Origin of the sequence: Caballeronia sp. LZ008 (assembly GCF_031451435.1) — a bacterium.
Classification (GTDB): domain Bacteria; phylum Pseudomonadota; class Gammaproteobacteria; order Burkholderiales; family Burkholderiaceae; genus Caballeronia; species Caballeronia zhejiangensis.
Map to the genome: position 1 here is coordinate 1,667,864 of NZ_JARUXK010000001.1, position 14,897 is coordinate 1,682,760.

At 63.6% G+C, this 14,897-nt stretch carries 9 protein-coding genes; 4 read left to right on the forward strand and 5 right to left on the reverse strand.

Features of this window, described 5'->3' with window-relative positions; translation table 11 throughout:
- Positions 1 to 74 precede the first annotated feature (74 nt).
- Positions 75 to 2,933, reverse strand: coding sequence for a 2-oxoglutarate dehydrogenase E1 component (locus QCE49_RS07775; RefSeq protein WP_008349241.1), 2,859 nt, complete (start codon positions 2,931 to 2,933; stop codon positions 75 to 77).
- Between the two features lie 334 nt (positions 2,934 to 3,267).
- The gene (gene typA / locus QCE49_RS07780; protein WP_008349240.1) at positions 3,268 to 5,094 is read right to left on the reverse strand and encodes a translational GTPase TypA; all 1,827 of its coding nucleotides are present in this window, start codon (positions 5,092 to 5,094) and stop codon (positions 3,268 to 3,270) included.
- A gap of 340 nt (positions 5,095 to 5,434) precedes the next feature.
- Here typA and QCE49_RS07785 point away from each other — a divergent pair, with 340 nt between their 5' ends.
- The 4 genes from QCE49_RS07785 to QCE49_RS07800 all read left to right on the forward strand — a co-directional run bounded on the left by QCE49_RS07785 (position 5,435) and on the right by QCE49_RS07800 (position 10,439).
- Positions 5,435 to 5,950 (forward strand): MarR family winged helix-turn-helix transcriptional regulator, encoded by a 516-nt coding sequence (locus QCE49_RS07785; RefSeq protein ID WP_008349239.1) that lies wholly within the window; start codon positions 5,435 to 5,437, stop codon positions 5,948 to 5,950.
- A gap of 75 nt (positions 5,951 to 6,025) precedes the next feature.
- Complete coding sequence (locus QCE49_RS07790) at positions 6,026 to 7,552, forward strand: efflux transporter outer membrane subunit (protein WP_175982296.1); 1,527 nt, start codon at positions 6,026 to 6,028, stop codon at positions 7,550 to 7,552.
- A gap of 51 nt (positions 7,553 to 7,603) precedes the next feature.
- The gene (locus tag QCE49_RS07795) at positions 7,604 to 8,866 is read left to right on the forward strand and encodes an efflux RND transporter periplasmic adaptor subunit (RefSeq protein ID WP_008349236.1); all 1,263 of its coding nucleotides are present in this window, start codon (positions 7,604 to 7,606) and stop codon (positions 8,864 to 8,866) included.
- Between the two features lie 13 nt (positions 8,867 to 8,879).
- A complete protein-coding gene (locus QCE49_RS07800; RefSeq protein WP_034473204.1) occupies positions 8,880 to 10,439 on the forward strand; it encodes a DHA2 family efflux MFS transporter permease subunit in 1,560 nt (519 codons plus the stop codon).
- Positions 10,440 to 10,494: 55 nt separating this feature from the next.
- Here the strand turns inward: QCE49_RS07800 and truB are convergent, their stop codons facing one another.
- From truB to infB, 3 genes are all read right to left on the reverse strand, one after another.
- A complete protein-coding gene (gene truB / locus QCE49_RS07805) occupies positions 10,495 to 11,418 on the reverse strand; it encodes a tRNA pseudouridine(55) synthase TruB (protein WP_008349234.1) in 924 nt (307 codons plus the stop codon).
- Entirely contained in the window at positions 11,419 to 11,796 is a 378-nt protein-coding gene (gene rbfA / locus QCE49_RS07810; RefSeq protein ID WP_008349233.1) for a 30S ribosome-binding factor RbfA, read from the reverse strand.
- Positions 11,797 to 11,890: 94 nt separating this feature from the next.
- A complete protein-coding gene (gene infB / locus QCE49_RS07815) occupies positions 11,891 to 14,872 on the reverse strand; it encodes a translation initiation factor IF-2 (RefSeq protein ID WP_250457730.1) in 2,982 nt (993 codons plus the stop codon).
- Positions 14,873 to 14,897: the final 25 nt, after the last annotated feature.

A 14,897-nucleotide genomic window follows, 5' to 3' on the forward strand; every position in this document is an offset into this window, starting at 1 on the left:
TCCTGATGCGTGTCTGTGTGTACGAGCAGCGAAACCGGGGAACGTCCGTTCGCCCGGTTTCGATCAAGCAATGCTTACTTCGCGATGACCTGCGCGCCCTTGAGGCGGCCGAACGCGCCTTCCACGAGCACCTTCTGCTGCTCGTAGTGCTTCGCGTAGTAGCCGACCGCCGGCGATGCCGATGCAGGACGGCCGCTGTAGGCCAGCTTCATGCCTTCGCGCATGCCTTCGCGCAGATGGTGCTCGACGTAGAACCAGGCGCCCTGGTTCTGCGGCTCGTCCTGCACCCACACGACTTCGGTCGCGTTCTCGTACTTCTTGAGTTCCGCGTCGAACTGCTTGTGCGCGAACGGGTACAGCTGCTCGATACGCACGATCGCGACATCGTTGCTCTTCGCTTCGCGGCGATGCGCGATGAGGTCGTAATAGACACGGCCCGAGCACACGATCACGCGCTTGACCTTCTTCGCCTCGATGGCTTCGTCCGTTTCGCCGATGACCGGCTGGAACGAGCCCTTCGCCAGTTCCGACAGATCGGACACGGCTTCCTTGTGACGCAGCAGCGACTTCGGCGTGAAGATGATGAGCGGCTTGCGGAACAGGCGGATCATCTGACGGCGCAGCAGGTGGAAAACCTGCGCCGGCGTCGTCGGCTGGACCACTTGCATGTTGTGATCCGCGCACAGTTGCAGGAAACGCTCGATACGCGCCGACGAGTGCTCCGGACCCTGACCTTCGTAGCCGTGCGGGAGCATCATCGTGAGACCGGAGACACGGCCCCACTTCACTTCGCCCGACGAGATGAACTGGTCGATCACGACCTGCGCGCCGTTCACGAAGTCGCCGAACTGCGCTTCCCACGCGACGAACGTGTTCGGTTCAGCGGTCGAATAACCGTACTCGAAACCGAGCACCGCTTCTTCCGACAGCACCGAGTCGATCACCGTGAACTTGGCCTGGCCTTCCGCGATGTTCTGCAGCGGAATGTACGTGCCGTCGTTCCAGCGCTCGCGGTTCTGATCGTGCAGAACGGCGTGGCGGTGCGTGAACGTGCCGCGGCCCGAGTCCTGGCCCGTCAGACGCACGGCATAGCCCGATGCGACCAGCGATGCGAACGCGAGGTGCTCGCCCATGCCCCAGTCGAGCTTGGCTTCGCCGAGACCCATCGCGCGGCGGTCGTTGATGACGCGCTCGACGAGCGGGTGAACCTTGAAGTTTTCCGGAATGGTCGTGATGCGCTCGGCCAGACGCTTGAGTTCCGCGAGCGGCACCGCCGTGTCGGCCGCGTCGGTCCACTTGCGGTTCAGGAACGGCACCCAGTCGACCGCGTACTTGCTCTTGTAGTTCGAGAGCACCGGATCGATCGTGTGATGGCCTTCGTCCATCGCCTGACGATATTCCTTGACGAAGTTGTCCGCTTCCTCGGCCGTGATGACGCCCTGTTGCACCAGCTTTTCGGCGTAGACGGCGCGCGTGCCCGGATGCTTCGCAATCGTCTTGTACATCAGCGGCTGCGTGACCGCCGGCGTGTCCTGCTCGTTGTGACCGAGCTTGCGGAAGCAGATGATGTCGACGACCACGTCCTTGTGGAACTTCATGCGGAAGTCGATGGCGAGCTGCGTCGCCAGCACGACGGCTTCGGGATCGTCGCCGTTCACGTGCAGCACCGGCGCCTCGATCATCTTGACGACGTCCGAGCAATACAGCGTCGAGCGCGCATCGCGCGGATCCGACGTCGTGAAGCCGATCTGGTTGTTGATGACGATGTGCAGCGTGCCGTGCGTGCCGTAACCGCGCGTCTGCGCGAGGTTCAGCGTTTCCATCACGACGCCCTGGCCCGCGAAGGCCGCGTCGCCGTGCACTTGCACCGGCAGCACTTGCAGGCCTTCTTCGTCGCCGCGACGATCCATACGCGCCTTGGCCGAGCCTTCGACCACCGGATTCACGATTTCGAGGTGCGACGGGTTGAATGCGAGCGACAGGTGAACCGGGCCGCCTTCCGTGGCGACGTCCGACGAGAAGCCCTTGTGGTACTTCACGTCGCCGGCCGGCAGGTCATCGACGTGCTTGCCTTCGAATTCGGCGAAAAGGTCCGCCGGCATCTTGCCGAGCGTATTGACGAGCACGTTCAGACGCCCGCGGTGCGCCATGCCGATGACGATTTCCTGCACGCCGTTCTTGCCCGCGTGACGCACGACTTCGTCCATCGACGCGATGAAGCTCTCGCCGCCTTCCAGTGAGAAGCGCTTCTGGCCGACATACTTGGTGTGCAGGAAACGCTCGAGGCCTTCGGCAGCCGTCAGGCGATTCAGGATGTGCTTCTTCTTGTCGTTCGAGAAATTCGGCGTCGAGCGAATCGACTCGAGCTGCTCCTTCCACCAGCGCTTCTGTTCCGGATCGCTGATGTACATGAACTCGGCGCCGATCGTGCCGCAGTACGTGTCGCGCAGCGCCTTGACGATGTCGCGCAGCGATGCCTGCTCGAAACCGAAGTACAGGTTGTTCGCGTTGAACACCTGATCCATGTCGGCTTCGGTGAAGTCGTAGAAGCCGGGTTCGAGTTCGGGAATGGGGGGACGCTCGCGGCGCTTGAGCGGATCGAGATTGGCCCATTGCGTGCCAAGGAAGCGATACGCGCCGATCAGCGATTGGACGTAGACTTGCTTTCGCGCGGTGGTCAGATCACCGGTGCTTTCGCGCGGCAGAAAGGCGTTCGCCTTCGCGCGCTGAGCGAAAGATTCGACGATGGGGCCGTGAGCCACGTCGTTGTGAGCCGTGCCGTCCGAAGCGGGCACGTTCTGCAACGCGTCGAAGTAGGCGCGCCAGGTCTCGGGCACTGACGCGGGATTATCGAGATATTGCTCGTACAACTCTTCGACGTACGGAGCATTACCGCCGAACAGATAAGAGTTCGACTGGAATTGCTTCATCATTTTACGCTCACCTTTCTTCGAGTTTCTCGAGGAAGTGCGGGTTACGAAACCTTCCGCGCCACGGCCTGACCGTTTAGCGGATTGCGCGAATCAAGTCTGCTTGGAAGGACCTAAAAAGCGACAGCTAATCCGAGAAGCATAGCACAGAACGAATAGTCATATGACGTATCGCCGCATGTGCCCTCGCCTCGTCGTCGCCTCGCCATCCTTTACGCAACAAGGATGTGCGGGCTATTCTGAGATAAGCAAGGGTCTCGTGCAGCGCGCTGAAGAATGACAAAAGCCGCCCGAAGGCGGCTTTTGTTCCGACGTTGCTCACAGATGCATGCGCAGCTTATTCGGCGTTGGCTTCGCGGCTTGCGCGGCGACGCTCGTGTTCCTTCAGATGACGCTTGCGCAGACGAATCGACTGCGGCGTGACTTCGACGAGCTCATCGTCGTCGATGAACTCGACCGCGTATTCGAGCGAAAGCTGGATCGGCGGAACAAGACGCACGGCTTCGTCAGTGCCCGATGCGCGCACGTTCGTCAGCTGCTTGCCTTTGATCGGATTCACGACCAGGTCGTTGTCGCGGCTGTGAATGCCGATGATCATGCCTTCATAGAGCGCATCGCCCGGCGACACGAACATGCGGCCGCGATCCTGCAGCTTCCACAGCGCATAGGCGACGGCAGCGCCATCGTCCTGCGAGATCAGCACGCCGTTACGGCGCTCGCCGACCGAGCCTTCCTTCACCGGCGCGTACGAATCGAAGGTGTGGCTCATCAGGCCCGTGCCGCGCGTGAGCGTCAGGAACTCGCTCTGGAAGCCGATCAGCCCGCGCGCCGAAATCTTGTACTCGAGACGCGTGCGGCCACGGCCATCCGAGGTCATGTCGAGCATTTCCCCCTTGCGGCGGCCGAGCTCTTCCATCACGCCGCCCTGATGCTGGTCTTCGATATCGACCGTCAGGTTTTCATACGGCTCGCACTTCACGCCGTCGATTTCCTGCAGCACCACGCGCGGACGCGACACGGCCAACTCGTAACCTTCACGGCGCATGTTCTCGACGAGAATCGTCAGATGCAGTTCGCCGCGGCCCGACACTTCGAACGTCGTTTCGTCGCCGGTGTCTTTCACGCGCAGCGCGACGTTGTGATTCAGTTCCTTCGTCAGACGATCGCGGATCTGGCGGCTCGTCACGAACTTGCCTTCCTTGCCTGCGAGCGGCGACGAGTTCACGAGGAAGTTCATCGTGAGCGTCGGCTCGTCAACGGTGATCATCGGCAGCGCTTCGGGATTGTCCGGCGAGCAGATGGTCACGCCGATGCCGATTTCCTCGATACCGTTGATGAGCACGATATCGCCGGCCTGCGCCTCTTCCACCTGCACGCGCTCAAGGCCGTGGAACGACAGCACCTGATTGATCTTGCGATTCAGGATCGCGCCGTCCGGACCCGAGCGCACGGCGACCTGCATGCCCGGGCGGATACGGCCACGCGCGACACGGCCCACGCCGATACGGCCGACGTACGAGTTGTAGTCGAGCGACGTGATCTGAAGCTGCAAAGGACCGTCCGGATCGGCCGGACGCACGGGAACGTGTTCGAGAATGGCTTCGAACAGCGGGCGCATCGTGCCTTCGCGGACATCGGGTTCGAGGCCGGCGAAGCCGTTGAGACCCGACGCGTAGACGATCGGGAAGTCGAGCTGCTCTTCGGTCGCGCCGAGCTTGTCGAACAGATCGAAGGTCTGGTTGATCACCCAGTCGATACGCGCGCCCGGACGGTCCACCTTGTTGACGACGACGATCGGCTTCAGGCCGAGCGCCAGCGCCTTCTTCGTGACGAAGCGCGTTTGCGGCATCGGGCCTTCGACGGCGTCGACGAGCAGCAGCACGGAGTCGACCATCGACAGCACGCGCTCCACTTCACCGCCGAAGTCCGCGTGTCCCGGCGTATCGACGATGTTGATGTGCGTGCCTTCGTATTCGACGGCGCAGTTCTTCGCCAGGATCGTGATGCCACGTTCCTTTTCGATGTCGTTCGAGTCCATGACCCGCTCGGCGACCTGTTGGTTTTCCCGGAAGGTGCCCGACTGGCGGAGCAACTGGTCGACGAGCGTGGTCTTGCCGTGGTCGACGTGGGCAATGATGGCGATATTGCGGAGGGCGCGAGTCATAGAAAGTGTCTTGGTTGTGCGCCGTAAGAGCGAGTCCCTTCTGTTGCGAGACTCCGTGGCTCGGCAAGCCCCCTCTGGAAAGCGTCATGCAAGCATGACTACGCGGGCCCGGCGCGGTGAGAACCGAAGAGTATAGCACGCACGGATGTCTAAACCTGGCAATAGGACTCAACCCGTAAATCGGGCCAGCACCGCCGCATGTCCGCGGCCTCGGGTCGCGACGAACCGCAGGCCGGGCGCGGGCGGATTGTTAAGCATATTCAGAAAAGATCCTTGCACGCCGCGAAACGCCTCCCTATAATCCTGCCTAGTCAACTATTGCAATCGCACAAATATCCTCATGAGCGACGCTCCGAAATCCGCGGCGATCGGCGACTACGTGCTCGCCGAGAGCGTCGGCTATCTGATCAGCCGGGTCCGCTCGACCATGTGGAACATGGTCACGCAACACACGACGTCCGAACTGGGCATCACGAGCACGCAGGCAAGCATCCTGTTCATGCTGGCGGTCGGCAAATGCCTGACGGCGGCGGATATTGCCCGCGAATACGGCATCGATGCGAGCGCGGTCACGCGTCTCATCGACAGACTGGAAAAGCGCGGCCTGCTTTCGCGCGTGCGCAGCGAGGAAGACCGGCGCGTCGTGCGCCTCGCGCTGACGGACGAAGGTCACGCGACCGCGGAAAAGATACCCGCCATCTTCACGCGCGTACTGGACAACCTGCTTGCCGGTTTCACGCCGGAGGAAGTCGGCTTCCTCAAAAGCATGCTGCGGCGGATTCTCGCGAACTCGTGCGATCCATCCGTCGCGCCACTGCTGGGCGGCAACGATAAGCCTGGTACGTCATTGCGATGACAAGCAAATTCGTCATCGCAACCCTACAAAAAGATTGCAACGTCCACCTTTAATTTGCATCTCGAGAGACGAGATATGAACCAGCACTTCCTGTCCGCCATGCGCGGCGAAAGCCGTGCGAAGCGCGCCGTCGCCGCCGCGGTGGCCGCGCTTGCGCTCGCCGGCTGCGCGAACTATTCGGGCATTTCGAGCGACAAGCAGATCGCCGCGCCGGAAAACTTCGAGGCCACGCAAAGCGTGCCGGGCCAAGGCGGCCAATGGCCCACGCTCGACTGGGCGAAGCAGTTCGGCGATCCGCAACTGCCGCAACTGATCGACGAAGCGCTCGCCGACAATCCGAGCATCGCGCAGGCGCAAGCGCGCATCGCGAAGGCGTCGTCGTATATCGAGACGTCGCGCTCGGCGCTTTATCCGAAGGTCACCGGCTCGTATTCGTGGACGCGCGAACTCTATTCCGCCAACGCCCTCTTCCCGCCGCCTTATGGCGGGACGTGGTTCAGCGAGAACAACGTGCTCGCGAGCGCGTCGTGGGAACTGGATCTGTGGGGCAAGAACCGCTCGCGCCTCAACATGGCGGTATCGCAGCAGAAAGCCGCCGAAGCCGACATGCAGCAGGCGCGCGTGACGCTTGCGGCGTCGGTCGCGCGCACGTACAACCAGCTCGCGCTGCTCTACGCGCTGCGTGACGTGGCGCAACGCGAAATCGCGAACCGTCAGGACGTCGGACGCATCACGAACGGGCGTGTCGCGGCCGGGCTCGACACCAACGTCGAGCGCCGCACGGCGGAGGGCAACGTCGCGACGAGCCAGACGAACTCGACGGAACTCGACGGCCAGATCGAAACCGTCCGCTATCAGCTCGCGGCGCTGCTCGGCAAAGGCCCGGATCGCGGCCTCAAGATCGCGAAACCCGTGATCGACCCGAACGTCAACGTGACGCTGCCCGACAACGTGCCCGCCGATCTCGTCGCGCGCCGCCCGGATATCGTCGCCGCGCGCTGGCAGGTCGAAGCCGCGACCCACAACATCAAGGAAGCGAAGGCCGAGTTCTTCCCGGACATCAACCTCGCGGCGGCCTTCGGTTTCGACGCGTTCGGCTGGAGCCGCTTCCTGCAGGCGAGCAGCCGCCAGATCCAGGCCGGTCCGGCGATCCATCTGCCGATCTTCGACGCCGGCGCCTTGCGCGCGCAGTTGAAAGGCCGTTACGCGGACTTCGAAGGCGACGTCGCGAACTACAACCAGACGCTCATCAACGCGATGAACGATGTCGCGACCAACATCTCCGCAATCCGCTCGCTCGACAAGCAAATGGCCGACGCCCAGCGCGCGCTCGCGGCGGCGTCGAGCGCGTATCAGCTCGCCGTGATCCGCTACAAGGCCGGCCTGTCGCCGCAATTGCAGGTGCTCAACGCCGACGAAAACCGCCTCGCCAACGAGCAGACCGTGACGAATCTGCGCCTGAAGCGCACCGATCTGCAGATCGCGCTGATCAAGTCGCTCGGCGGCGGATTCGACGCGACGAGCAGCAATCTCGCGATCGGCGGCAGCGGACAAAGTCAGACGACGACGCAGGCGGCCAATCAGGCCACGCCGTCGAACTAAGCGCCCACAAGAACACGCATCGGACCAAAAACGGAATTTTCGGAGTCTTTCATGAGCGACCCTCAACAAAACGCAGCCGCGGCCGCCGCGCCCGCGCCGAAACAGAGCAACGGCAAACGCCGAGCGCTGATGACGCTGATCGTGCTCGTCATCATCATCGCGGCTATCGCGTACGGGCTGTACTACTTCCTCGTCGCGCGCTTCCACGAAGCCACCGACGACGCCTACGTGAATGGCAACGTCGTGCAGATCACGCCGCAGGTCGTGGGCACGGTGATCTCGGTGAACGCCGACGACACGCAGACCGTGAAGATAGGCGATCCGCTCGTCGCGCTCGATCCGGCCGACTCCAAGGTCGCGCTCGATCAGGCCGAGGCAAATCTCGCGCAGACTGTGCGCCAGGTACGCACGTTCTTCGTCAACAACAACCAGTACGAAGCGCAGATCGCGTTGCGCCGGTCCGATCTGTCGCGCGCGCAGGACGATTTGAAGCGCCGCATGCAGGTCGCGCAGACGGGTGCGGTCTCGCAGGAAGAAATCTCGCACGCCCGCGACGCGGTGCGCAGCGCGCAGGCCGCGCTCGACGCCGCCGAGCAGGAGCTCGCGTCGAACCGCTCGCTCACGGCCAACACGACGATCGCCGATCACCCGAACGTGCTCGCCGCCGCCGCGAAGGTCCGCGATTCCTACATCAACTACGCGCGCAACACGCTGCCCGCGCCGGTCACGGGCTATGTCGCCAAGCGCTCGGTGCAAGTCGGCCAGCGCGTGTCGCCGGGCAATCCGCTGATGGCGATCGTGCCGCTCAACGCCGTGTGGGTCGATGCGAACTTCAAGGAAGTGCAGCTCAAGCACATGCGGATCGGCCAGCCGGTCGAGCTGACGGCCGATCTGTACGGTTCGGGCGTCGTGTATCACGGCAAGGTGGTCGGTTTCTCGGCCGGCACGGGCTCGGCTTTCTCGCTGCTGCCCGCGCAGAATGCGACCGGCAACTGGATCAAGGTGGTGCAGCGCCTGCCGGTGCGCATCCAGCTCGATCCGAAGGAACTGGAAGCGCATCCGCTGCGTATCGGCCTGTCGATGAACGTCGACGTCACCATCAAGGACGAGCAAGGCGGCCAGCTCGGCAACGCGCAGAACACGGTCTACCAGACGAATGTGTTCGATAACTACGGCGCGCAGGCCGATCAGGAAATCGCGCGCATCATCCAGCAGAACGCGGGTACGGGTGCGGGCGCAGGGTCGTCGGCGCAGAGCGCGTCGCCGGCGCACGGGCGCGCGACGAAGTCCGCGTCGGCCGCCAAGCTGATGTAAGCGGACTCGCCACATGTCTTCGCAAAACGTCGTACATCCGCCGCTGTCGGGCGGAAAGCTCGTCATCGGGACGATCGCCGTATCGCTCGCGGTGTTCATGAACGTGCTCGACACGTCGATCGCGAACGTCTCGATTCCGTCGATCTCCGGCGATCTCGGCGTGTCGTCGGATCAGGGCACGTGGGTCATCACGTCGTTCGCGGTCGCCAACGCGATCTCGGTGCCGTTGACCGGCTGGCTCACGCAGCGTCTCGGGCAGGTGCGGCTCTTTCTCGGCTCGATCATCCTGTTCGTGATCGCGTCGTGGCTCTGCGGTCTCGCGCCGACGCTCCCCTTCCTGCTCGCCGCGCGCGTATTCCAGGGCGCCGTCGCCGGCCCGATGATCCCGCTGTCGCAAACGCTGCTGCTCGCGAGCTATCCGCGCGAAAAAGCGCCGATGGCGCTATCGATGTGGTCGATGACCACGCTGATCGCGCCGGTCGCGGGGCCGGTCCTCGGCGGATGGATCTCGGACAACATCTCGTGGCCGTGGATCTTCTACGTGAACATTCCGGTCGGCATCGCGGCGGCGCTCGCTACGTTCGCGATCTTCCGCGACCGCGATTCCGCGATCCGCAAGGCGCCGATCGACACGGTCGGGCTCGGGCTGCTCGTCGTCTGGGTCGGCTCGCTGCAGATCATGCTCGACAAAGGCAAGGATCTCGACTGGTTCAACTCGACGACGATCGTCGTGCTCGCGCTCATCGCCGTGATCGCGTTCGCGTTCTTCATCGTGTGGGAGCTGACGGCGGAGCATCCGGTCGTGGATTTGTCGCTCTTCGAGCTGCGCAACTTCACCGGCGGAACGATCGCGCTGTCGATCGGATACGGGCTCTACTTCGGCAATCTCGTTCTGCTCCCGCTGTGGCTGCAGACGGATATCGGCTACACGGCGACGAACGCCGGTCTCGTGATGGCGCCCGTCGGCGTGTTCGCGATCCTGCTTTCTCCGATCACCGGCAAATTCCTGCCGCGCACCGATCCGCGTTACATCGCGACCGCCGCGTTCCTCGTCTTCGCGCTGTGTTTCTGGATGCGTTCACGCTACACGACCGGCGTCGACACTTGGGCGCTCACGATACCGACGCTGATTCAGGGCATCGGCATGGCGGGCTTCTTCATTCCGCTCGTGTCGATCACGCTGTCGGGCTTGCCGGGACATCGAATTCCGGCGGCGTCGGGGCTGTCGAACTTCGTGCGGATCATGTGCGGCGGCATCGGCACGTCGATCTTCTCGACGGCGTGGGAGCATCGTTCGATCGTGCATCACGCGCAACTCGTCGAAAGCGCCAATTCGTACAACCCGGTGTTCGCGAATTCGATGCAGCAGATGGGCGCGCTCGGCCTGACGCACGAGCAGACCGTCGGCCTCTATAACAGCATGGCGACGCAGCAGGCCGCGCAGCTCGGCGTGAACGACATGTTCTATATTTCGGCGGGGATTTTCGTCGCGCTGATCGTGCTGATCTGGATCACGCGGCCCGAGCGTTCGGGCGGTGGAGATTCGGCGGCGGCGGCATCGGCGGCGCACTGATCGCCTGACTGCTCCCAAAAGAACAGAGCCCGGTCGACATCGACCGGGCTCTTTTTCATTGCGCCGTGACGATGAGCCGTTCCGGCGCGAGCACACCCTCGCCCGCGCGCGCCACGCCCAGCAGACGGCCGCCTTCTTGCGCATAAACGCGCACGCGGCCTGCTTCGAGACGCGTTTTCACGACGTCCGCGAGCTTCAGACGTTGGCCGTGCAGGAAGCGCTGCGTCGCTTCGTCGTTCAACTGAACCGCGGGAAACGTGGATAGCAGTGCATCGACGGGCTGAAGCCGCTCGTCGCGCTCCGCTTCGCTCAGGCTCGCGAGCTGATCGAGCGTGACCGCGTGTTCGAGCGTCAGCGCGCCGACACCGGTGCGCCGCAACGCCGTCAGATGCGCGCCGCAGCCGAGCGCTTCGCCGATGTCCTCGGCCAGCGTCCGTACGTAAGTGCCCTTGCTGCACGTCACGCGAAACGTCACGAGGGGCAGCGCGCACGCGATCAACTGCAGCGCGTGAATCGTCACTTGCCTGCCCTCACGCTCGACCGTCTGACCGGCGCGCGCGTATTCGTAGAGCGGCTTTCCGTCGCGCTTGAGCGCCGAGTACATCGGCGGGACTTGCACGATTTCGCCGATGAACCGCGTCATCGCTTCGACGACGGCAGCTTCGTCGCACGTCACGTCGCGCGTATCCACCGCCTCGCCTTCGGCATCGCCGGTCGTCGTGCGGATACCGAGGCGCATCGTCGCTTCGTAAGTCTTGTCGGCATCGAGCAGGTCTTGCGAGAACTTCGTCGCTTCGCCGAAGCACAACGGCAGCAGACCGGTTGCGAGCGGATCGAGCGTACCCGTGTGGCCCGCCTTCTTCGCCAGATAAATCCGCTTTGCCTTGATGAGCGCATCGTTGCTCGACAGCCCGAGCGGCTTGTCCAGCAAGAGCACGCCGTCGAGCGCGCGACGGGGAATCTTCGGACCGCCCTTCACTCACGCACCTTCTTCGTCATCTTTTGCGCGCGTCGCGTTTGCCTCGTCGATCAGGCGCGACATCTCGACGGCCTTCTCGATCGTCTGGTCATAGTGGAAATGCAGCGTCGGCACCGTGTGGATGTGCAGGCGCTTGAACAGCATATTGTGCAGATGTCCCGCCGCATGATTGAGCCCTTCCTGCGTCTGCTTCGGATCGCCCGTCAGCGTCGTGAAGTAGACCTTCGCGTGCGCGTAGTCAGGCGTGAGCTCGACGCTCTGAATCGTCACGAGTCCGACGCGCGGGTCTTTCACCTCGCGCATCAGTTCCGAAAGATCGCGCTGGATCTGATCCGCAATCTGCACGTTGCGGTTCGCGGATGTCCGTTTTTTAGCCATGATTTCGTTTCCGTATTCTTGTCGCGCCGCCTGAAGCAAAAAGGGCGGAGCGAGCCGCAAGGCTCACCCCGCCCTTTTTTCAGCGGCTAGCGCATTACAGCGTGCGAGCCACTTCCGTCACTTCGAAGACTTCGAACTGATCGCCTTCGACGATATCGCTGAAGTTCTTGATCGACATACCGCACTCGAAGCCCTGACGCACTTCCTTGACATCGTCCTTGAAGCGCTTGAGCGAATCGAGCTCGCCGGTGTGAATCACGACGTTGTTGCGGATCACACGCACCGACGAGGAACGCTTGACCACGCCGTCCGTGACCATACAGCCCGCGATCAGGCCGACCTTCGGCACGCGGATGACCTGGCGCACCTCGACCATGCCCGTCACCGTTTCGCGCTTCTCCGGCGCGAGCATGCCGGACATCGCCGCCTTCACCTCATCCACTGCGTCATAGATGATGTTGTAGTAGCGGATGTCGATGCCGTTCGCCTCGGCCACCTTGCGCGCCTGAGCATCCGCACGCGTGTTGAAGCCGATGATGACCGCCTTCGATGCCGTCGCCAGGTTGACGTCCGATTCGCTGATCGCGCCGACCGCGCTGTGCACGATCTGCACGCGCACCTCGTTGGTCGACAGCTTCTGCAGCGACTGGACCAGCGCTTCCTGCGAGCCCTGCACGTCCGCCTTGACGATGAGCGGCAGGTTCTGCACTTCGCCTTCGCCCATCTGCTCGAGCATGTTCTCGAGCTTGGCGGCCTGTTGCTTCGCAAGCTTGACGTCGCGGAACTTGCCCTGACGGAACAGCGCGATTTCGCGCGCCTTGCGCTCGTCCGGCAGCACGATGACTTCCTCGCCCGCCGCCGGCACTTCCGACAGACCCTGGATTTCCACCGGGATCGACGGACCCGCCGTCTTCGTCGGCTTGCCGGTTTCGTCGAGCATGGCTCGCACGCGACCGTAGGCGCTGCCCGCGAGAACCACGTCGCCGCGGTTCAGCGTGCCCGACTGCACCAGAATGGTCGCGACCGGGCCCTTGCCCTTGTCCAGCTTCGCTTCGATGACGAGACCCTTCGCAGCGGCTTCCACCGGCGCGGTGAGTTCCAGCACTTCGGCTTGCAGCGACACGTTTTCGAGCAGATCGTCGATGCCCCGGCCGGTCTTCGCCGACACTTCGATGAACGGCGAATCGCCGCCGTACTCTTCCGGCACCACGCCTTCCGCGACGAGTTCCTGCTTCACGCGGTCGGGGTTCGCTTCCGGCTTGTCGATCTTGTTGATCGCAACGACGATCGGCACGCCGCCCGCCTTCGCGTGAGCGATCGCTTCCTTCGTCTGCGGCATCACGCCGTCGTCGGCTGCGACCACCAGAATGACGATGTCGGTCGCTTTCGCGCCGCGCGCACGCATGGCCGTGAAGGCCTCGTGACCCGGCGTGTCGAGGAAGGTGATGACGCCGCGCGGCGTATCGACGTGATATGCGCCGATATGCTGCGTGATGCCGCCCGCTTCGCCCGCCGCCACTTTCGCGCGACGGATGTAGTCCAGCAGCGAGGTCTTGCCGTGGTCGACGTGACCCATGACGGTGACAACCGGCGGACGCGGCAGCTTCTCTGCCGTTTCCTCGGTGGTTTCGCCTTCGATCAGCAACGCTTCCGGGTCGTCCAGCTTCGCCGCGACCGCGCGATGGCCCAGTTCCTCGACGACGATCATCGCCGTTTCCTGGTCCAGCACCTGGTTGATCGTGACCATCTGGCCGAGCTTCATCATCACCTTGATGACTTCCGAAGCCTTCACCGACATCTTGTGCGCGAGGTCCGCGACGGAAATGGTTTCCGGCACGTGCACTTCACGGACGATCGGCTCGGTCGGCGCCTGGAATGACGTCTGTTCCTGATGCTTGCCGCGACCCTTCGGACCGCCGCGCCAGCCGCGATCGACACCACCGCTCGAATCGCCACGCGTCTTCATGCCGCGACGCTTCGATGCGTCGTCCTGCTGCCAGCCGCCCTTGCCAGCCTTCTTCTTGTCGCCGGCGCCTGCGGGAGCCGTCGATGCGGGTGCCGGCGCGCCTGCAGCCGGCTTCTTCGCCGCTGCGGGACGTGCCGCCTGCGCGCCTTCCGGCTTCGCGGGCTTGTGCAGCGTGCCCTTCGCTTCGGCGGCCTTCGCCGCTTCGGCGGGCTTCGGTGCGGGCGCGGGTTCCGGCGCCTTTACTTGCGCCTTGCGCGGGGTGTTCATCATTTCGCGGATCGCGCGGGCTTCGGCTTCCGCCGCCGCACGGCGCTTCGCGATGGCTTCCTGCTCGAGGCGAGCCTTTTCGGCCTTCGCCTTCGCGTCTTCTTCCGCCTTCTTCGCGGCTTCACGCTGCGCGGCACGCTCGCTCGCAGCCTTCTCTTCCGCTGCCTTTTCGGCGGCTTCGCGCTGCGCGGTGTCGTCCTGCTTCGGTTCCGGCTTCGCTTCGACGGCCGGTTGCGTGCGCGCTTCCTGACGCGCAGCCTGCGCCGCACGCGAGATTTCGGCAGCCTGAGCCGCAGCCGCCGCGCGGCGCGCCGCTTCCTCTTCCTGCTTCCTGCGCTCGGCTTCCGCCGCTTCCTCGCGAGCGCGGCGCTCGGCTTCTTCGCGCTCCAGCTTCGCCTGCTGTTCCTTCAGCTCGCGCTCTTCGCGCTCGAGCTGCTCGGCGGCACGGCGCGCTTCTTCCTCGCGACGCTGCAGTTCGGCTTCGTCGACTTCCGGCTCTTCGACGTGATTCGGCGCGGCCTCGGCCTGCTCCACACCGGTTTCGTCGCGTTTCACGAAAACACGCTTCTTGCGCACCTCGACCTGAATGGTGCGAGCTTTACCCGTTGCGTCGGATTGCTTGATTTCCGACGTATGCCGGCGGGTCAAAGTGATCTTGCGCTTGTCGGCGTCGGCGGAACCGTGCGACTTGCGCAAATGATCGAGCAGACGCGCCTTGTCCGTCTCGGACAGGTCGTCGTTCGCGCTCGCTTTCTGGACGCCAGCCGCCTGCAACTGCTCGAGCAGGACGCCCGCAGGCATTTTGAGTTCCGCGGCAAATTGGGCTACGTTGTTACTCGCCATTCATTCCTCTTGATGCAAGGACCAA